The following is a 20,179-nucleotide window of genomic DNA, read 5'->3' on the forward strand; positions in this document are numbered from 1 at the left end:
GTATTATGGTCTTACTTTTTTACCGGTTGTATAGGATATGACGAGGAATATCAATCCTAAGGTTGCGAACAATCTCTGTCCATCTTCTTTCACATAATGTGCTGTATAAGCTAATACCATATCAAAGAAAAATCCCGCGTATGCCCACTCCTTTAACCATTTTATTTTGTTAGTAAGAATCACAATTATTCCTCCTATTTTTGCAATTGCCAGGGGTATCACTAAATATGTAGGATAATCAAGATTCTCAAAAAAACCTTTCACCATTTCAGTATTCCTAACATACATTTGCGCAGAAAATAACATAATTCCGCACATTGCTACCGTGGCAATCCAATAAATAATCTTCATTGATCCTGCGGTTTTTTTGTGACACTTAAAAATTTATCGTCAAAAATCATATTCTTTACCTAGAATTCATATTTATTGGTTATAATCTCCATAAAACGTTCTTCATATTCCTCTTTCCCTTGCCAATTGTTATAATCAGGCTTTACCATATTTTTTATAAACTGCCTCGCTCCACTTTTACTATTAAGCGTATTGAGTTGAGACAGTACACGATTATAATCTGTAGAGCTTCCATCAAACAAATGCTTTATAAAAGCCAGTCGATCGTTTAAACCGATATGGATTCCTTTTTTTAATTGATCATTTAACGATTTAGGTTTTTCATCCTGGTGATTAACTTTATCTAAAATTGGCATACTTTGAGGGGCTGAACCTATTTCACCCTTATCATTTTTTTCATAGATAGGCTCTGATAAAGAAACATTTTCTTCTGTAAACTTAGGAACAGGAACAAAAAGATCTTCGGCTACCTTCTCATTGATTTTTTCTATGATAATTTCTGGCTTTTGCTCTTCTACTTCCTGAGTGAATGATTGCATTGTTTCGTTGCCTAAATTAAACATTGTCTCCGAAACCTCCTCGGTGTTTGGTTCTTCATCAAGACTAATAATTGGTTTAGGTTTTATCTTTTCTACTGGCTCTAACTGATTCCCAGAAATATTATGCTCTTCCATAGAACTTCTGATCTGTCCAATAGTCGGTTGGATCTCGCCAAAATGAGATTCAGCATAATTTAAAATACTTAATTTTTCATATAGTTGTCTTGCCTCTTCTTGTAACTGCGACAAGGTAGATTTATCCTTACCTTTTAGAATTCTATGCGCAATGCTTATGAGTTCTGCTTCCAATTTCTTCTTCATAACTTTCTTGTTCGTTTGGGCTATGCTTTTTGTTTTTTAATAAATTTACCTCATCTTTAAAGCAATACCAAATAATTAAACGGAATGAATAATAGTTTCATTTATTATTCCAATATTCTTTTGGTATTAAAGGAGTAGATTTTCTTTTAATTGATGCTGAAAAATACGAAATGTTTCTCGAAAATACGGTAAATCATAAAGAGCAATTTGGATGGATAGAAGTAATCTGTGGTTCGATGTTTTCGGGTAAGACCGAAGAGTTGATCCGTAGACTGAAACGTGCACAGTTTGCTAAACAAAAAGTAGAGATTTTTAAACCCGCTATTGATGTGAGGTATGATGATGAAATGGTAGTTTCTCATGATGCCAATGAAATTCGTTCTACGCCGGTTCCTGCAGCAGCTAATATTAGAATTCTGGCAGATACTTGTGATGTTGTAGGTATTGACGAAGCTCAATTTTTTGATGATGAAATAGTTAGTGTTTGTAATGATTTAGCCAATAAAGGTATTCGGGTTATTGTGGCAGGATTGGATATGGATTTTAAAGGAAATCCTTTTGGTCCCATGCCTGCATTGATGGCTACCGCAGAATATGTGACCAAAGTTCACGCGGTTTGTACACGAACTGGTAATCTTGCCCAATTTAGTTACCGAAAATCTAAAAAAGATGATTTAGTGTTACTGGGAGAAACTGACGAATATGAACCTTTAAGCCGTGCAGCTTATTATAAAGCTACTTTAAAAGAAAAAGTTAAAGAAATAGAGGTCAAAGATCCAAAAGAATTATCTAAAAATTCTGAAAATCCTGATGAGTAGTGTAAAAGAAACTGTTCTGGAAATCAATCTGGTACACCTTACTCACAATTATCATTATTTACGAAGTAAGCTACAACCAGAAGTAAAACTATTAGCAGTTGTAAAAGCTGCCGGTTATGGTAGTGACGCCGTTACTATGGCAAAACATTTGGAAAAAATAGGAGTAGATTATTTTGCAGTTGCCTATGTTTTTGAAGGAATTGCTTTAAGGGAAGCGGGAATCAAAACTCCTATCCTAGTACTACATCCCCAACCAGTAAATTTTTCATCACTAATAGACTATCAACTGGAACCCAGTTTATATAGTCCCAGGATTTTAAGAGAGTTTATAAAAGTTGCAGAAGCTAAAAAACAAAAAAAATATCCTGTTCACATAAAATTTAATACCGGATTAAATAGAATAGGTTTCTGGAAAAATGACGGGGATTACATTATTGATCAGCTACAAGAAACTAGCTCAATAATAGTAAAATCCTTGTTCTCTCATCTGGCAGCAAGCGAGGACCACGACGAAAAAGATTTCACTTTAAAACAAATCAACTCGTTTAACAAAATCGCTTCAGAGATGATTAACAAACTAGAATACAAACCAATACTGCATCAATGCAATACATCTGGAATACTCAACTATCCAGAAGCGCATTTTGATATGGTACGTACTGGAATAGGCTTATATGGATACGGTAACGAAGCAATCTATGATGATCAATTAAAACCGGTGGCATCCTTGAAATCTATAATCTCTCAGATCCATATGTTAGAACCAGGAGAAACTCTGGGATACAATAGAGCTTTTAAAGCAGAGGATTTTACAAAAACCGCCACCATACCAATAGGACATGCGGACGGTATCGGACGACAGTACGGAAACAATAAAGGTTTCGTCACCATACACGGTAAAAAGGCTTCTATAATCGGTAATGTATGCATGGATATGATTATGGTAGACATCACTAACATTGAATGTGAAGAAGGTGACGAAGTGGTTTTATTTGACAATACCTCCTCTGCTGCTATCATTGCTGAAGCAGCCGGTACTATTTCCTATGAGCTGCTTACTGCAATTTCTCCCAGAGTAAAGCGTGTTGTTATCGACAATAATTGATTTTAATCGAAAAAGTAAGGAATTAAGAAATCATCGATTTTAATTTTGTTATTTAATTTTTGTTAAATTAGTAGCATACTAATTATCTAAACTTAATAAAATGGGATTTTTAAAAGATTTTAAATCTTTCTTGATGAAAGGTGATATTGTAAATCTAGCTACTGCGGTAATAGTAGGTGGGGCTTTCGGTAAAATTGTAACTTCTTTCACTAATGATGTACTAATGCCACCAATTGGGTTAGTTCTGGGAGGGGTTGATTTTACAGAATTAAAAATAAAACTATCCGATGCTGTTATGGAAAATGGCGAAGTGATAAAAGAAGCAGTTTCTATTAACTATGGTAGCTTTGTACAAACTGTAATTGATTTTATCATCATCGGATTCTGTATTTTTATGGTTCTAAAAGCGTATGAAAAAACTCAGAAAAAAGAAGAAGAAGCTCCTGCAGCACCAGCAGGTCCTACTCAAGAAGAGTTACTAATTGAGATTAGAGATGAACTAAAAAAACAGAACAAGTAATAACAAATAGCTTCACCGCTATACTACATATTCTAACTAAACCGCTCAAGAAATTGGGCGGTTCTTTTTTTACAAAATGTATATTATTTAACAAAATGTTTAAATTAATATAATTTTCGAAAAAATCATTCTTGTTATAGAAATAATCAGCACATTTGCTGGAATTTAAAAACAAAGACCGATTTTTGTGTCTTTTCAAAGTCATTAATAATTAAGCGCATGAAAGTAGCTGTTGTAGGTGCCACAGGACTGGTTGGCACTGTGATGTTAAAAGTGTTAGAAGAACGTAACTTTCCGGTAACGGAATTAATTCCTGTAGCTTCAGAAAAATCTATAGGAAAAAAAATATCTTATAAAAATCAGGACTTTACGGTAGTTGGATTAGCCACTGCTATAGAAATGAAACCGGATGTAGCATTGTTTTCTGCCGGAGGAAGCACTTCTCAAGAGTGGGCTCCAAAATTTGCCGAAGCCGGAATTACGGTGATCGATAATTCTTCAGCTTGGAGAATGGATCCAACAAAAAAATTAGTAGTTCCAGAAATTAATGCAAAACAGTTAACCAAAGAAGATAAAATTATAGCAAACCCTAATTGTTCAACTATACAATTAGTAATGGCACTTGGTCCTTTGCACGAGAAATATAAAATTAAGCGAGCTATTATTTCTACTTACCAATCTATTACAGGTACAGGAGTAAAAGCAGTGCAGCAGTTGGAAAACGAATATGCAGGTCAAAAAGGAGAAATGGCATATCCCTATCCAATCCATCGAAATGCGATTCCGCACTGTGATGTATTTCAAGAAAATGGATATACCAAAGAAGAAATGAAACTGGTCAATGAAACTCAAAAGATTTTAGACGACCGTACCATTGCTGTCACCGCTACTGCAATACGAATACCGGTCGTTGGCGGACATAGTGAAAGTGTAAATATTGAATTTGAGAATGAGTTTCAGGAAAATGATATTCGTCAGATACTTAGCAATACTTCTGGTGTAACTGTGCAAGACAATCCGGACACGAATACCTATCCAATGCCAATTTATGCAGAAGGAAAGAATGATGTTTTTGTAGGTAGAATTAGAAGAGACCATTCCAGAGAGAACTCACTAAATATGTGGATCGTATCAGACAATCTTCGTAAAGGAGCTGCTACTAATGCTGTCCAGATTGGTGAATATCTTTTAGAAAATAAATTGATCGGCTAAATAACCAACCTTCATAATGAGAAACCCTTGCTACGTTTTGATAACAAGGGTTTCTTTATTCCAAATATCAGATATTTTAATTATTCCTTTACTTCGGGTACATAAATGTGATTTCCTAAGAACAAAGCATTTAAAAACAGACGATTTGTTCCGTACCAAGATCCTCTAAAATTAGGATTATCTGCAAAAAGGATTACTCTACCACTTCCTATAGCACTCACTAGCAGTGAAGCTGATGGTCTTAAATAATTCTCATAATTATCCGTGGATACGAATCCATCAATATGAGGATCTTCTGTATATTTTGCCACGGTAGCGTATGGGTTCTTGCTAGGAGCCATAAATACCTCATTATTCTTATACACCGGTAGTGAAGCATCTCGATATCCAAAACCTAATGGATGGGTAATATCAAGATCTACTTCAAAAATTGCACCTCCTACACGTTCTCGTCCTATATTTTCTCTTGCATCCACATATGGCAATCGTTTTACAGTTTTATTCTTCATTGTATCTTTTTCTTTTTTGATAAGCTTCTCTTTTACCACTTTCTTATCAATTACCCACTTCGAAGCATTTGCAATAGTGACCAGCGTATTTCCGTGAGACACCCATTCCTTTATTTTTTTCTGTTGAAGAGAATCTAACTGTTGATATCGTCCGGAGACCATCACTAACGTATTATATTCTTTTAAAGGAGCCCTATTAAACATGCTCATTCTTAACTTAGTAATAGGCATATGAACTCTGGTATCCAGTAAATGCCATATTTCTCCTGCCTCATATGAATTGACCCCATCGCCAATTAACAGTAATGCTTTTGGGGTATCCAACTTCCTGAAATTACTACTTCCCAGATCAATTCCTGAAGTGCTAAATCCAGTATTCGTACTAAAAAAAGGCACATTGAACTTTTCCTGAGTTTCTTCAATTATTGTAAATACTTCGTCACTGGTTTTATTCTGCTTGCTGACGGGAATCAAAACACTTCCATAATTAAAACCTTTATTTCCTGAGGAAGTTTTAATACTAAATGGCTTAAAGCCCGAAGCTACAAGCAATCCTTTAGATTGTAGATAATACAAAGCAGCCGGCGCGTTATAATCATCCCAATCCATGATATACGCGTAATCAGATTTTGAAACCTTTGTAATATCCACAACACCTGCTGAAGAAGTGACTTCTTCTTCTAAACTTAATGATTTAAGTCCCTTATACTTCATGTTATAAAAATTGGCAACACTCCAGGCTGAAGCATCATAAAAAACGCTATCTCTATATTTATTGTAGGTTTCAAAAAAAGTTTGAACCATTCTTTTTTGAGGTTGTTTTACAGGTACTACATATCGATCTCCCTTTTTATATACCTTGATTTTATGAAGCAATAATTTATCAATAAATGCTTTATTTCTATTCTGATCATAAGCATCTCCAAACTCATAACCTGCAATGGTATTCTTTGCTACATTAGTTACTGCAGATTTAAAAAAGTTTTGTTGATACTTGCGGAGTGTTTCTTTATTTTCGACAGCGGCTTTTATCGTAGCTATACTAGAAACATACTGATTACGAATTGTAAAAGGAAACGAGATGGTTCCATAATCTGTGTCCTGCAAATGTCCTCTGGAACTGGCTTGCTCAAATAATAGAGCTAACGCTCCTTGCAAATCAGGGTAGGATGATCCGTATCCGGGATACGTACCGTCAAATGCTTCTTTGGTAAAATAAAAGGATCCTATACTATCTAAAGCACCTGAAAAATATGGAGCAAACAGGTTATTTAAATCTTCGTAATTCTCCTTTGGCATAATCGGATCTTGTGATCCAATAGGTTTCATAGGTTCAAAAAAATATGTGCTATTCGTTCCCATTTCGTGAAAATCAGTTACAACATTTGGATACCACTGGTGATACCACTTCAATTTCCCTCTACTTTCAGGATTAATGGCAAGCAACCAATCTCTGTTCAAATCAAACCAATAATGATTCGTTCGGCCACGAGGCCATCCTTCATTATGCTCTGCATCATAATTATCACTGACCAATGGATTTCCTTTAAACTGATTAGCCCATTGTGTATGTCTATCTCGACCATCAGGATTTATGGTAGGATCAATAAATATGACAGCATTCTCCAGATATTTTTTAATTTCTGGATTGTTTGATGCTACCAAAGTATATGCTGTTAACATTGCCGCTTCAGAACTAGAGGGTTCATTACCGTGTACATTATACCCAAGTTGAATAAAAATTGGGAGCTCATTATAGTTTGATGGAGTAATCGTGGGGTTTGTATATTGCAAGTGTTGTACTTTCAGTCTAGAAAGATCATTTACGTTTTCAGGTGTAGAAACAGTAAGTATAATCAACTTTCTATTCTCATGGGTTTTACCGTAATTTTGAAGAGAAGCTCTTTCCGATATCTCTGCAAGTTTGGTAAAGTATGCCACGATTTGATCATGCCTCGTATGCTGTTCTCCTATTGGATAGCCAAGAAACTCTTCGGGTGATGGAATTTTGTCGTCAAAAGGAGCCTTATCTTTTAGAAAATAATCTTGTCCAATAAGAGATGTTGTCGTAAATAAATAGATAAAAGAAGTGAGTATCAGAAGTTGTGTGAGCTTCATTATTTTGATATTAAAAGTTAAGTCAATTAGTTATTTCTCAGTAGGTGTAAGATATTTTTTTAACTCCGGTTTTGAGCAACATTTGTAAGGTTTTTAACATTTTCCCTTCTAATACATCACTTAATCATCAAAAAATAAAACAATGAATACTAAATTGATAGTAGCATTAAGGGTTCTATTAGGACTCTTATTAATCGTTTTTGGAAGTAATAAATTTATCGGCTTTTTACCTGATTTTGAATTTGCCAACCCTGACGCTGGGATATTCTTTGATGCATTAGCCGGTAGTTATATTCTTAAAACTGTTGGACTCATTGAAATCATAGTAGGACTTTTACTGGTTATCAATAAAGTGGTACCTTTTGCTTTAGTCTTAATGGCACCTATTTCGGTAAATATAATTTTGTTTCACGCTACTTTAGATCCGGCAAATATTGGTCCCGGCGCGTTTGTTTTTCTGGCAAATACATTCTTGATCTATGTCAATTGGAGTACTTTTAAAAACTTATTTTAGTATCCCTCTTATACATTTTTACTGGTATAAATGCAAAAATTTTCGTTTCTTAGAGGACGGAAAATTCCGACTGCTCTACATAATCGATCAGCAGCGTTGCTAAACCCCAAAGCAACACTATAAATGTGTAATTACTATATGATCGTTATTAGAGCAGTTTTTTATACTTTCTTTAGCATGTTGCATTTACTTCTTTTAATAGATTTGTGAGTTACATTAATTATGTAATGCTAAAATTATATACAGCAAAATTTAACTCATCATGAAAAAAACACTTTTAATGTTATTTTTGATCTCCTTTATGATAGGATGTAAAAAAGAGACTGTAATTGAAACTGCTAAAACTATAATGCCAGTGAACTATCCTGAAACTAAAAAAGTAGATACTATAGATACCTATTTTGACGCAGAAGTTAAAGATAATTATCGTTGGCTTGAAGATGATCGCAGTGAAGAGACTGAAAACTGGGTTGCTGCTCAAAACAAAGTTACTTTTGGATATCTGGATAGCATACCTTTTAGAGATCAACTAAAAAATCGATTGTCTAGTTTATGGAACTATGAAAAAGTAAGTGCTCCTTTTAAAGAAGGTGACTATACGTATTTTAGTAAAAACGATGGATTACAGGATCAATCTGTTTTTTATAGATTTAAAAACGAAGGTGATGAACCCGAGGTTTTCTTAGACCCTAATACTTTTAGTGAAGACGGAACAACATCTTTGGGTGGAATTAGTTTTTCTAAAAATGGAAAATTGCTTGCATATTCAATTTCTGAAGGAGGAAGCGACTGGAGAAAAGTAATTGTAAAAAATGCTGAAACCAAAGAAATTGTAGAAGACACCTTAGTAGATATAAAATTTTCGGGAATGTCCTGGAAAGGAAATGAGGGATTTTATTACTCTAGTTATGATAAGCCTAAAGGAAGTGAATTATCTGCAAAAACTGATCAACATAAAGTATACTATCATAAATTAGGAACTGCCCAAAAAGACGATCTTTTAGTTTTTGGAGGCAGCCCTGAAGAAAAGCATAGGTATGTAAGTGGACGTGTGACCGAAGATAATCGATATCTAATTATTACTGCAAGTACATCTACTTCAGGAAATAAATTATTCATTAAAGATTTAACCAAACCAAACAGCAAACTGGTTACCATTTTAGATACTACAGAAAGTGACACGTATGTGATTGAAAATGTAGACTCCAAACTTTATTTAGTCACAAATTTAAATGCACCCAATAAAAAAATCGTAACAGTAGATGCGGCTAACCCAACCCCAGAAAACTGGAAAGATTTCATTCCGGAAACTGAAAATGTATTAAGTCCTAGTACCGGTGGCGGGTATTTCTTTGCAGAATACATGGTAGATGCAGTGTCAAAGGTATTACAATATGATTACGACGGAAAACTAGTTCGTGATGTAGCATTACCCGGAGTAGGAAGTGTAGGAGGTTTTGGAGCCAAAAAAGAGGAGAAAGAGTTATATTATTCTTTTACCAACTATAAAACTCCCGGAAGCATTTATAAATATAACATTGCAGAAGGTACTTCAGAATTATATCGCAAACCTAAAATTGATTTTAATCCGGAAGATTACGAAAGCGAACAAGTTTTCTATAACTCCAAAGATGGAACTAAAGTTCCTATGATCATAACTCATAAAAAAGGAATTGAGCTTAATGGTAAGAATCCTACTATATTATATGGATATGGCGGATTCAATATTAGCTTAACTCCAACCTTCAGCATTGCCAATGCAGTATGGATGGAGCAAGGTGGTGTCTATGCTGTACCTAACTTGAGAGGTGGCGGAGAATATGGTAAAAAATGGCACGATGCCGGGACCAAGATGCAAAAGCAAAATGTATTTGACGACTTTATTGCTGCCGCAGAATACCTTATAGAAAATAAGTATACTTCTAGCGAATATCTTGCTATCAGAGGAGGATCTAACGGTGGATTGTTAGTTGGAGCAACTATGACTCAGCGTCCGGATCTAATGAAAGTTGCTTTGCCTGCAGTAGGTGTTCTGGATATGTTACGTTATCACACCTTTACAGCCGGTGCGGGTTGGGCTTACGACTATGGTACCGCAGAAGATAACAAACAGATGTTTGAATATTTGAAAGGATATTCTCCCGTACATAATGTAAAAGAAGGAGTGGCATATCCTGCTACTTTGATTACTACAGGAGATCACGATGACAGAGTTGTACCGGCTCATTCTTTTAAGTTTGCTGCAGAGTTACAAGCAAAGCAAAGTGGTAGTAATCCAACTTTGATCAGGATCGAAACCAATGCAGGACACGGCGCAGGAACTCCTGTGAAGAAAACTATTGAACAATATGCTGATATTTTTAGCTTTACATTATATAATATGGGTTACGAAGTTTTACCAGAACAGGTAAACGAAGAAGTAAAAGGTTAATAATCATTCCTAAAAATTAAAAATCCGTTTTCTGAAAAGAGACGGATTTTTTTGTTGAAGTTATTTATATTTGAAATATGCTTACAGTCCAAAATGTTTCCTTCGCCTATGAAACCGTTCCGGTTTTAAAAAACATCAATTTTACAATTGAAAAAGGACAGCACATTGCACTTATTGGAGCCAGTGGCTGTGGGAAAAGCACCTTACTTAAAATCATTTATGGACTTTTGGATGTAGATCAGGGAACACTGTTTTGGGATGATCAAAAAATATTAGGCCCTGCTTATAATTTGGTTCCCGGACAAGAAAACATGAAATATCTTTCTCAAGGATTTGAATTGCAATCTTACAGAACTGTAGCAGAAAACATAGGTCAATTTCTATCCAATTTCGAACCAGAGTTAAAAGCTGGTAGAGTTAATGAACTTCTGGAAATAGTAGAAATGACACCTTTTGCTGACATCAAGGTGGAGAACCTAAGTGGTGGTCAAAAACAAAGAGTCGCATTAGCAAAAGCACTAGCAAAAAGACCTGAATTGTTATTGCTAGACGAACCCTTTGGTAATATTGATAATTTCAGGCGTAGTTCTTTGCGCAGAAACCTCTTTTCTTATCTTAAAAGAAATAAGATTACCAGTATAACAGCAACCCATGATAAAACAGACATCCTCTCTTTTGCAGAAGAAACTATAGTGATTCATCAGGGGGAAATCGTTACAAAAGGAAATACCCATCATATTTATAAAACCCCAAAAAATTACTACATCGCATCACTTTTTGGCGAAGTAAATGAGTTACCGGTTTCTATATTTTTATCAGATACTGCAAGTAATCAAAAGGTTTTATTATACCCACATGAATTGTACATAGATGCAAGCTCTAACCTAAAAGCTATCGTAAAGAAATCATATTTTAACGGAAACCATTTTTTAATTGAAGCAGTGTTTAATAACCAAGTGATCTTTATTGAACATTCTCACGCTCTAGCAGATTCTGAAGAAATAGGAATACACGTTTTTAAAGAAATAATTACTTCAAGAATTTAACCTGCAAAGGTAATATATTACCATTTACAAGGTAATAAACTATTACTTCTAGAAAGTTATTTTATCAGATTGCACGAAAGCTCATTCATCCTTTACGGATTCTATTTCTTCTTCATCCAATTCACTTCATTGAAATACTTTTGTAGTTGGTAGATTCAGTAAACCTCATTAATGAATACTAACTTTTAAAACCAACAACTATGAAACGTAAATTATCTATTTTAAACATTTTGGTAATTTTCTTTACTGCTAACTTAATGCTCGCACAACAATGGAATCCAAGACCCGGCTGGAAAGACAGTTTTGAAGCCAATGGATTTTGCTGGTGTGATTCTTCTAATTTTGATCATAATCTAGGTAGTAAAACTTTGAGAATTAATGGTACAGATTACAATATTAAAGATGTCTGTGATGAATTAAAAAAACATCCACTTCACAGAACATATAGACAAGGAGACCCACCATATAATGATATCCAATGTGGTAACGGACCTGTTAATGATGCCCCTGATGAGGCCGGATGTCCTGGAAGAGTTGATCTGGGACCGGCCGGATGTAATCAAATAGGACCAAGATTTGATATGGATTGGTTAAGATCCAGACCTCGTTTTGGAGGAGATAATGGTGGCGGAAATAACACTGGACCTAATACCTCGTTTACCACACCGTCAAACAACGCTACTTTTTCTGCTCCTGCCACGTTGGAAGTTACAGTTTCTGCAACAGATAGCGACGGGGTTAGTAATGTACGCCTATATCTGAATAATTCTTTTGTAAGACAAGAAAACTATTCTCCTTATAATTGGAATCAAAACAATCAAGATGATGCTCTTAAAAATTTATCTGAAGGAAATTACACCTTAAGAGCAGAAGCTACTGATAGTAAAGGAGCTACAACTATAAAAACCATTTCATTTACGGTAGGAAATGGAGATGGTGGAGGAAATAACGGTTTAGTGACCATATTAGGGCAAAGTATTAATAAATATGTAAGTTCTGAAGGTGGAACTAGAACCATGCAAGCAAATCGTAATAGTGCTGGCACAGACGAGGAATTTATTGTAGAATCCGCAGGGAATGGCACCGTAAGTTTTAAAGGAAGTAATGGGAAATACGTAAGTTCTGAAAATGGTAATAAACCTATGAACTGTAATAGAAATGCTGTGGGATCCTGGGAAAGATTTACGCTAGAATCTCTTGGTGGCGATCTTTATGCCATAAAAGGAAATAACGGAAAGTATGTTAGTCACGAAAATGGGAGTAAGGCTATCAACTGTAATAGAAATGCCATTGGATCCTGGGAAAGATTTATAATCAAAGGATTAGATCTAAACAGGTTAAATGAATTGGTTAAAAACAATACCGAAGAATATTCTATTGGTGTGTATCCAATGCCCATTACTTCTGATGATGTTAGTATTTCCATTTCTATGTCTAAGAAAGTAATGTATTCTTCTATTGAGATTATCGATCTAAAAGGAAATATTATAGCAAAGAAAAACATCGGCGCTATGGATTCAGGGATCAAATCAATTTCATTAAATGAAATGAAACAAGCTATGCATTCTAGTGGTCTTTACATCATTAAAGTAAGGCTGGATAACACGGTCATTACTAAAAAGATAGCAAAACAATAATTTGTTCCTAGACAGAGCTACCCAATAAAAAAGTGGAGAATCTAAAAAGATTCTCCACTTTTTATTTTTCTGTATACTTATTTAATTTTAAAGATTTTCCATCAAAAACAGCATACGTATAATGTATGATCCAATCTCCGAGGTTAGTATATCTAGAAGTGTCGTTCAACTTAATTTCCATCGGTAAATGTCTATGACCAAAAACAAAGTAATCAATATGTTTTGTTTCTAGTTTTCTTTTGCAGTATTGTACAAGCCATTCGTTATCTTCTCCTAGAAAAGTAACATCTTCATCTCCAGAAATAAGTTTGTTTTTTACAGAAAGGTATTGTGCTAGTTTTACTCCCAAATCAGGATGTAACCATCTAAAAAACCATTTGGCAACTGGATTCGTAAACACCTTTTTCATTCTTTTGTATCCTTTATCTCCAGGTCCTAGTCCGTCTCCGTGACCAATAAGAAATGTAGTTTGATTAAAGCTAAATTCTTGTGGTTTATGAAATACAGGAATATTTAATTCTTCTTCGAAATATCCATTCATCCAGAGATCATGATTTCCTACAAAATAATATACAGGTATTCCTGCATCGGTTATCTCTGCCAGTTTTCCCAGAGTTCTGATAAACCCTTTAGGCACCACTGTTTTATATTCAAACCAAAAATCAAAAAGATCACCTAATAAAAAAATTGCTGCGGCATCTTTTTTAACCTCATCTAACCATTGTACAAACTTTTGCTCTCTTGGAAAGCTTTTCTCTGCTGTTGGAGCACCTAAGTGATTATCGGATGCAAAATATATCTTTTTACCTTCTGGAAGATGTATCGATTTCATTTATATCAAATTAAATGCTAAAAAGGTATAAAAACTTATTACTAATCATTATCAGATGCATACCATTCTGCAAAAGAAGTTTCGGTTTCCTGAAGCTTCAGAGAATGAAGAAAAATATTTTTGGGAAGTCTGGCCTTTATCTTTTTAGCAAAATCAATCACCATATTTTCACTGGTGGGCTGATAGTCAACCAAAATCACATTATGACCTCTTTGTTCCAGTTCTTTTGCCAATTCTACATGTGGCGTGTTTTTATTGAAAACAGTAGCATGATCAAAGACATCTTCAATGTCTTCCTTTACAATCTTCTTCAAGTCTCCAAAATCAATGACCATTCCTAATTTTACGTGAGATGTGTCAGTAATCGGACTTCCGATAACCGTAACGCTTAACTTATAACTGTGTCCATGGACATTTTTACACTTACCATCATAACCGTATAGTGCGTGACCGGTTTCAAAGGAAAACTGTTTTGTGATTCTGATCTTCGACATTCCGAATAAAATTTATGGCTACAAAGATAATTTATTTATTATGGTTTTTTTAAATACAACCTATGCAATTGTAGATTATCTTTGCGCGTTTTTATTAGTTTTGAATGGCAAACGGAGAAATTTTTGAGCAGCTTGATTTTGATGAAAATCCGCTCTATGAAGGGATCATAAATGATTTACTTCATTTTAAATATAGTGTTGTCGAATCTTTTTTCGATGCCAAAGAAGTGAATCTTCTAAGGAACTCTCTTTTGCAAAAATACGAGGATGAAAAGTTTAAAAAAGCAGCTATAGGAAATCGTGTAAATGAAAATATCGTAAAATCAGTTCGAGGTGATTTTATTTATTGGATTAATGAAAAAGAATCAAATAATGCAGAATCAGTTTTCTTTGCTAAAATGAATGACCTTGTTAAATACTTAAACAAAACCTGTTTTTTGGGTATATTAAATAAAGAGTTTCATTATGCGATTTATCCTCAAGGAACATTTTATAAAAAACATTTGGATACTTTTATGAATGATGACAGAAGGAAACTATCGTTTGTTTGTTATTTAAATGATAATAGTTGGAAAGATACAAATGGCGGAGAATTAGTACTCTATCTTACTAAAGAAGGAAAAGAAATCCCAAAGGTTATTTATCCTTTATCAGGAAGAGTTGTTATTTTTGAAAGTCAGTTTTTAGAACACGAGGTAAAACCTGTACTTTATTCTGAAAGATTAAGTATTACGGGATGGCTCAAAACGAGATAAATATTACTTTCTCTTTCTTTTATTATAAAAATAAACTACGACCAATACGATTCCGAGAATCAGAAATAATCCATTTCCTCCAAAAAAATTGAGTATCTCCATATCCTATTTTTTAAATTTTTTTAATGCTTCTTTGGTAAAGGTCGAGAGTACCAATTCTCCAGAAATTGCTGCTCTTTCTGTTAATAATTGATTCCAATGCTCTGTTCCTTTCCAATTTACTTTTTTCATTGCCTGTACTGCCTCAGGATTATAACTTGCTAATTTCTCTGCAAATAACTGAATTTCTTTATCCAACTCTGCAATAGTTTCAAATACTCGAGTATATAATCCCTGTTCTTTTGCCCAATAAGCGTTTTTCCATTGCGATGCATCCCACGCCAATGCTTCAAATGCCGCCAAACCAATTTTTCTGGAAACTGCCGGCTCTATGACGAATGGTCCTATGCCAATGGTTAGCTCACTTAATTTGATAGAAGCTGCTTCTGTTGCCATACAGTAATCACAAGCTGATGCTAACCCAACTCCTCCACCAACAGTTTTTCCTTGTATTCTTCCTATAATTGGCTTTTTACAATTGCGCATAGCGTTGATTACATTGGCAAATCCCGAAAAGAATTTTTGTCCTTCTTCCAGATTAGTAACCGATATCAGTTCGTCAAAAGAAGCCCCTGCACAAAAAGCTTTTTCTCCTTCTGATTTTAAAATAATAACATATATAGAAGCTTCATTAGATAAAGTTTCAAATGTATTGGCTAATCTATTTAATAACTCAGACGAAAAAGAATTGCCGGAAGGGTGTCCAAATTCTATCGTTGCAATATGATTTTCTGAATGTGTATATAAACTGCCATTCGTTCGAGTTGTAGCCATACTATTATATTTTTGTTAAAAATAGACAATATTTTAGACTAAAAACGAGATATCATCGCTCAGGATAAACCCGTATTTCCACGTATTCTTATTTTTTTATATCTCCTTTACATTTGATTTATGGAAAAAAAGTTTGTGGAAAAATTTAGATTAGTGACCGTATTGGTTTGTTTATATGTCATTATTGCGATGGTGATTATTAGAATCATATTCTAAGAAATTGCTAAAGGGTAGTACTTTTTTCTGAATTTTACCACTAAGGCTAATCCCCTGATTAACATCCAAACACTAATCGCAATCCATATCCCGTGGAGTTTCCAATCAAGATATCTTGCTAATAGTAAGACAGGAATAAAGCCTAGAAAAGTAGATCCCAATAGCACATTACGTAAAAAACCAGTCTCGCCAAGTCCCTTAAAAATTCCATCGCCCACAAAAGCTAACGCATTAATTGGTAATGCAAGAATTACCAAATAGAAAAAGCCTGTAAATATGTTTATCACCTCTGGATCTTTCGTGAAGATAGCTCCTAGCTGTTCCGGAATCAACAAAGAAAAACCTCCAAGAATACAAGCTACCGCAATACCGTAAAGGTTTACTTTTTTTGACATTGCCACTAAATTTTTGTAATCCTTGGCTCCTAATAATCGTCCGCCTAATATGTTACCAGCTCCGCCATATCCATCAATGAAGAAGGCAAAAAATAACCACAGTTGTATAGCGATACTATGAGCTGCAATATAATTAGTTCCTATACTAGTTGCTTCTCTTACTGCCAAAAGTAAAGTTGTATTTAGTGCTAGTGATCGAATAAAGAGATTTCCACTCATCACTAAAAAACGTTTCATTTCCGGATGCCAAAGCTTTTCCAATCGCAATGAAACTTCTGTTTTTTTGAGCAATAAAATCAGTGATAATACAGCCATCAAAATTTGAGAAAACAGACTAGCCCAAGCAGCTCCCTCCAAATACATGGGCTCTAAAACACCCTCAATTCCATACACCAAAACAACATCTAAAAAAATATTTGCGACTACTCCGATAAGCGCAATAATCATTGGCCAAAATGTATTTTGCAGTCCTCGAAAAATTCCAAAAATCGCAAATACAAATAATGATAACGGAAATCCCCAAACCCGAATTCCATAATATGAAATACAATACTCCAGTACCCGACCTTCTGCTTTTAAGAGTATGAAAATTTCCTTAATAAAAGGCACGGTGATCAGCAGAATTGTAATACTTAACCCTATATTAAATAATATTGCTTGTGCAGGTAGTGTCTTTACTTCATCTAGTTTCCCTGCACCTAAATATTGTGAAATAATTGCAGAGATAGCTGCACGAGTTTGTGCCAATACCCATATAAGCATAGACAAAAAGGATCCCACAATCCCTACGGCCGCCAAAGATTCTGTACCGATTACAGGGATATTACCTACAATCGCTGTATCAGTTGCCGACAATACAGGTTCGGCAATACCTGCAATTATTGCCGGAATCGCTAATCGATTTATATTTTTAAAGCTTATGACACTGCTCACAATACAAGTTCATAACAATGAAAAGGATACTCGCTTTGTTTTGGGAAAAAAATATCTCCAAGCTTCTTATATCCTCTAGTTTCGTAAAATTTTTGATTTCTCTTATTCTGGCTAAAAGTGTCCAATCGTATCGATTGATATCCGTTTTTTAATGCATTGGCTTCGGCCCAGCTCATTAGTAGTTGTGCATATCCATTGCCCCAATGATCCGGATGAACTGCTAATCGGTGTATGTATAAGTTGTTAGTGTTATCGGTAAGCCATTCTATTGGTAGGTATTCATCATCCATCAGCTCGGTAAGCACAATAATCCCTTTGATCATATTCTCTTCTTCCAGAACATACAATTCTTCTAATTCGATATCTTTCTGAAATCGAAATCGATTAGGATAGTGCTCATTCCATTGAAAAATTCCTTTGGCTATCATTGCTTTGGCACAAGCCCGCGTTAATTTATGGATAGGATCAATATCAGAAAAGTCTGCTTTACGAATCATAACATTTTGCAAATGCCAAAAATACAAACTATTCTTTCTCAGAAAAGAACTTGCAGAACATCATAACTTGATTTTATATAAACTTTAAGAAAAGAAAGCTTCATGGATACATAATGCGCATTCAAAAATTGTAATTTTGCGTCTCGAAACACAAATCAAGCTTAGCAATGAAAAATATTCTTGTTCCTGTAGGACTTTCAGAAAATTCTGTTAGTATCAATCGATTACAGTATGCGATTGATTTTGCGAAAGAATTGGGAGGAACGGTTTATGCTGTACAAGTTTTTAGAGAATTACCAAGATCCGGCAGTCTACCTTCTGTAAATGAAACGCTAAAAGATATTTCTGCTACTAATATCGAAGAAAAGTTTGCTCAAATTGATCCAAAAGGTGTTGATCTCATTGCGCTTCCTTTAGAAGGTAATTTATTGGATGCTATTCCTGAATTTAATCTCAAACACTCTATTGATTTAATCGTTCTGGGATCAGAAAGTGATGATATTAAGGATCCTTATTTTCTTGGAGAAATCTCTGGTAGTTTGGTAAAAAAAACCGAAATACCAGTGTTAATTATTCCAGAAAACTATTCTTTTAAACCAATAACTAAAATTCTAATGGCTGTAAAATCGGGTATTGTCAAAAAGCAAGATGCTTTGACCCCGATCAAAGAAATTTTAAGTACATTTACAGCCGAAGTGAAGCTTCTTCAGGTAAAAACAGCAGATTTCTTATCAGAAGATTTGGAGTTTCAAAAGGATTTAGCAGAGCTGATAAGCTCGTATAAATCTTCAGAAAATGCAACTTTATTTCAGGGAGTTCTGGAACATCTTAATGAGAATGATCCCGATCTTTTATGTGTTTTTAGGCGCAAAAGAGGGTTCTTTGGTAAACTTTGGGAAGAAAATAAGGTTCTGAAAAAAGATTTCGAAAGTAGAATTCCTTTACTAGTACTTAAGGGTGCTAATTAGTAAATAAAAATGGGGATGTAGCTCAGCTGGCTAGAGTGCTTGACTGGCAGTCAAGAGGTCGTGGGTTCGAGTCCCATCTTCTCCACTAGATTATCAAAAAGGCTGTCTTATAAAATTTAGACAGCCTCTGTTAAAAATTTAGTTTGCGTTATTCAGCATTACTAGTTAGAGTGTCAATCTCTTCTTCGGATTCTTTTATTTCATCCTCCTCTTCTTTGTAGTCTTCTTCAGATTCATCAGTAGACTCATCTGTGTTTACATCTTCAGCTGGTGTAGTTACTTCTTCTGTTTCAGCCTCTTGAGATTCTTCTTTTTTTATCTCCTTACAAGCTGTAAAAAATAACATGCTAAAAAGAAAAGCAATTATAGTTAGATTATATTTTTTCATTGTTCTATTTTTTTGGTTTTAAATTAGTAATTGTTCTTATTATTAACTCTTGCTCATCACCATCATCATCGATTTCGGTTTCTGTTTCTTCACTAAAAGTAATTTCAAAAGTTTTTCCTATAAATTTCTTATCCTTTAAATTATAAAGGCTGAGAGCTTCAGGAGTTATTTTGTTAAAAAATATGGAATCACTATCTCCATCTTCGTTCGTAAAATTAAAGCTATAAATCTCTTCTTCGTATCCATCGAACACAGCTTCTATGGTTTCTGATTCCTGAGTAATTTCAGTCTCTTCGATTACTTCTTCCTCTTCTTCCACTTCTTCCACTTCTTGTGAAATCGCTGTTAGATTACATAAGAATAAGGTTGTTAATACTAATACTACAGTTTTTAAATCTTTCATTTAATTCAAATTTAGGTTGATGTATATTCCTATAATCTCTTCTTTACTTTTAGACACACAAAATTATTTTTAGTCACAAAAAATAGCAGTTATTTTTATGATTTATTTTTAATCTAAAAGCTTCAAAGCAACAATCCTTTTAATCCTTTTATATATAGCTTCTCGATCCGGATCCATTTCAGGTTTTTCTTCTACTTAGTATGTTATCTCAAATTTTTACAAGCCTAACTATCATCTGTTATGCTGAAAAATTATTACAGATTTATCTCTATTCTCATTTATGAAATTGAATGTAAAAAATTAT

At 34.3% G+C, this 20,179-nt stretch carries 20 protein-coding genes and 1 tRNA gene; 11 read left to right on the plus strand and 10 right to left on the minus strand.

Going from position 1 to position 20,179, the window contains the following annotated elements:
- Positions 1 to 3: 3 nt before the first annotated feature.
- Together ACE94K_RS03035 and ACE94K_RS03040 are read right to left on the minus strand one after the other, a co-directional pair.
- Positions 4 to 351: a DoxX family protein gene (locus ACE94K_RS03035; RefSeq protein WP_378179746.1), complete on the minus strand. Its 348-nt coding sequence runs from the start codon at positions 349 to 351 to the stop codon at positions 4 to 6.
- 59 nt (positions 352 to 410) lie between these two features.
- Positions 411 to 1,211 carry a hypothetical protein gene (locus ACE94K_RS03040; RefSeq protein WP_378179749.1) on the minus strand — a complete coding sequence of 267 codons (801 nt, stop codon included), beginning with the start codon at positions 1,209 to 1,211 and terminating at the stop codon, positions 411 to 413.
- A gap of 170 nt (positions 1,212 to 1,381) precedes the next feature.
- On the opposite strand from ACE94K_RS03040, the gene ACE94K_RS03045 reads away from it, so the two are divergent.
- The 4 genes from ACE94K_RS03045 (at position 1,382) to ACE94K_RS03060 (ending at position 4,866) form a co-directional block, all read left to right on the plus strand.
- Positions 1,382 to 2,029, plus strand: a complete 648-nt coding sequence (locus ACE94K_RS03045) for a thymidine kinase (RefSeq protein WP_378179751.1) — start codon at positions 1,382 to 1,384, stop codon at positions 2,027 to 2,029.
- Complete coding sequence (gene alr, locus ACE94K_RS03050; protein WP_378179754.1) at positions 2,022 to 3,134, plus strand: alanine racemase; 1,113 nt, start codon at positions 2,022 to 2,024, stop codon at positions 3,132 to 3,134. Before ACE94K_RS03045 ends, alr begins: the two co-directional genes overlap by 8 nt.
- 100 nt (positions 3,135 to 3,234) lie before the next feature.
- Complete coding sequence (gene mscL / locus ACE94K_RS03055) at positions 3,235 to 3,654, plus strand: large-conductance mechanosensitive channel protein MscL (RefSeq protein WP_378179757.1); 420 nt, start codon at positions 3,235 to 3,237, stop codon at positions 3,652 to 3,654.
- Positions 3,655 to 3,873: 219 nt separating this feature from the next.
- The gene (locus ACE94K_RS03060; protein WP_378179760.1) at positions 3,874 to 4,866 is read left to right on the plus strand and encodes an aspartate-semialdehyde dehydrogenase; all 993 of its coding nucleotides are present in this window, start codon (positions 3,874 to 3,876) and stop codon (positions 4,864 to 4,866) included.
- Between the two features lie 80 nt (positions 4,867 to 4,946).
- On the opposite strand, the gene ACE94K_RS03065 is transcribed toward ACE94K_RS03060, so the two are convergent.
- Positions 4,947 to 7,493: a M14 family zinc carboxypeptidase gene (locus tag ACE94K_RS03065; protein ID WP_378179764.1), complete on the minus strand. Its 2,547-nt coding sequence runs from the start codon at positions 7,491 to 7,493 to the stop codon at positions 4,947 to 4,949.
- 142 nt (positions 7,494 to 7,635) lie between these two features.
- Here ACE94K_RS03065 and ACE94K_RS03070 point away from each other — a divergent pair, with 142 nt between their 5' ends.
- The 4 genes from ACE94K_RS03070 (at position 7,636) to ACE94K_RS03085 (ending at position 13,121) form a co-directional block, all read left to right on the plus strand.
- The gene (locus tag ACE94K_RS03070) at positions 7,636 to 8,007 is read left to right on the plus strand and encodes a DoxX family membrane protein (RefSeq protein ID WP_378179768.1); all 372 of its coding nucleotides are present in this window, start codon (positions 7,636 to 7,638) and stop codon (positions 8,005 to 8,007) included.
- Positions 8,008 to 8,269: 262 nt separating this feature from the next.
- Entirely contained in the window at positions 8,270 to 10,438 is a 2,169-nt protein-coding gene (locus tag ACE94K_RS03075; protein ID WP_378179770.1) for a prolyl oligopeptidase family protein, read from the plus strand.
- 77 nt (positions 10,439 to 10,515) lie between these two features.
- Positions 10,516 to 11,484 (plus strand): ABC transporter ATP-binding protein, encoded by a 969-nt coding sequence (locus tag ACE94K_RS03080; RefSeq protein ID WP_378179773.1) that lies wholly within the window; start codon positions 10,516 to 10,518, stop codon positions 11,482 to 11,484.
- A 200-nt stretch (positions 11,485 to 11,684) separates the two neighbouring features.
- Positions 11,685 to 13,121: an Ig-like domain-containing protein gene (locus tag ACE94K_RS03085; RefSeq protein ID WP_378179776.1), complete on the plus strand. Its 1,437-nt coding sequence runs from the start codon at positions 11,685 to 11,687 to the stop codon at positions 13,119 to 13,121.
- A 61-nt stretch (positions 13,122 to 13,182) separates the two neighbouring features.
- Here ACE94K_RS03085 and ACE94K_RS03090 read toward each other — a convergent pair whose 3' ends face one another.
- Both ACE94K_RS03090 and ACE94K_RS03095 read right to left on the minus strand, forming a co-directional pair.
- A complete protein-coding gene (locus tag ACE94K_RS03090; RefSeq protein WP_378184210.1) occupies positions 13,183 to 13,944 on the minus strand; it encodes a UDP-2,3-diacylglucosamine diphosphatase in 762 nt (253 codons plus the stop codon).
- A 50-nt stretch (positions 13,945 to 13,994) separates the two neighbouring features.
- Positions 13,995 to 14,447 (minus strand): 6-pyruvoyl tetrahydropterin synthase family protein, encoded by a 453-nt coding sequence (locus ACE94K_RS03095; RefSeq protein WP_378179779.1) that lies wholly within the window; start codon positions 14,445 to 14,447, stop codon positions 13,995 to 13,997.
- A gap of 104 nt (positions 14,448 to 14,551) precedes the next feature.
- Here ACE94K_RS03095 and ACE94K_RS03100 point away from each other — a divergent pair, with 104 nt between their 5' ends.
- The gene (locus ACE94K_RS03100; RefSeq protein ID WP_378179782.1) at positions 14,552 to 15,202 is read left to right on the plus strand and encodes a 2OG-Fe(II) oxygenase; all 651 of its coding nucleotides are present in this window, start codon (positions 14,552 to 14,554) and stop codon (positions 15,200 to 15,202) included.
- A 105-nt stretch (positions 15,203 to 15,307) separates the two neighbouring features.
- Here the strand turns inward: ACE94K_RS03100 and ACE94K_RS03105 are convergent, their stop codons facing one another.
- From ACE94K_RS03105 to ACE94K_RS03115, 3 genes are all read right to left on the minus strand, one after another.
- Positions 15,308 to 16,075: an enoyl-CoA hydratase/isomerase family protein gene (locus ACE94K_RS03105; protein ID WP_378179785.1), complete on the minus strand. Its 768-nt coding sequence runs from the start codon at positions 16,073 to 16,075 to the stop codon at positions 15,308 to 15,310.
- 212 nt (positions 16,076 to 16,287) lie between these two features.
- On the minus strand, positions 16,288 to 17,619 hold the full coding sequence (locus ACE94K_RS03110) for an MATE family efflux transporter (RefSeq protein WP_378179787.1): 1,332 nt from the start codon (positions 17,617 to 17,619) through the stop codon (positions 16,288 to 16,290).
- On the minus strand, positions 17,616 to 18,116 hold the full coding sequence (locus ACE94K_RS03115) for a GNAT family N-acetyltransferase (protein ID WP_378179790.1): 501 nt from the start codon (positions 18,114 to 18,116) through the stop codon (positions 17,616 to 17,618). The genes ACE94K_RS03110 and ACE94K_RS03115 overlap by 4 nt, the downstream gene beginning before the upstream one ends.
- 167 nt (positions 18,117 to 18,283) lie before the next feature.
- Here ACE94K_RS03115 and ACE94K_RS03120 point away from each other — a divergent pair, with 167 nt between their 5' ends.
- Positions 18,284 to 19,084: a universal stress protein gene (locus ACE94K_RS03120; protein WP_378179793.1), complete on the plus strand. Its 801-nt coding sequence runs from the start codon at positions 18,284 to 18,286 to the stop codon at positions 19,082 to 19,084.
- An 11-nt stretch (positions 19,085 to 19,095) separates the two neighbouring features.
- A tRNA-Ala gene (locus ACE94K_RS03125) sits at positions 19,096 to 19,169 on the plus strand.
- A 63-nt stretch (positions 19,170 to 19,232) separates the two neighbouring features.
- On the opposite strand, the gene ACE94K_RS03130 is transcribed toward ACE94K_RS03125, so the two are convergent.
- Together ACE94K_RS03130 and ACE94K_RS03135 are read right to left on the minus strand one after the other, a co-directional pair.
- Complete coding sequence (locus ACE94K_RS03130) at positions 19,233 to 19,472, minus strand: hypothetical protein (RefSeq protein WP_378179796.1); 240 nt, start codon at positions 19,470 to 19,472, stop codon at positions 19,233 to 19,235.
- Between the two features lie 4 nt (positions 19,473 to 19,476).
- A complete protein-coding gene (locus tag ACE94K_RS03135) occupies positions 19,477 to 19,875 on the minus strand; it encodes a hypothetical protein (protein ID WP_378179799.1) in 399 nt (132 codons plus the stop codon).
- Positions 19,876 to 20,179: the final 304 nt, after the last annotated feature.

The sequence above is a fragment of the Aquimarina besae genome (genome assembly GCF_042434905.1).
Taxonomy (GTDB): domain Bacteria; phylum Bacteroidota; class Bacteroidia; order Flavobacteriales; family Flavobacteriaceae; genus Aquimarina.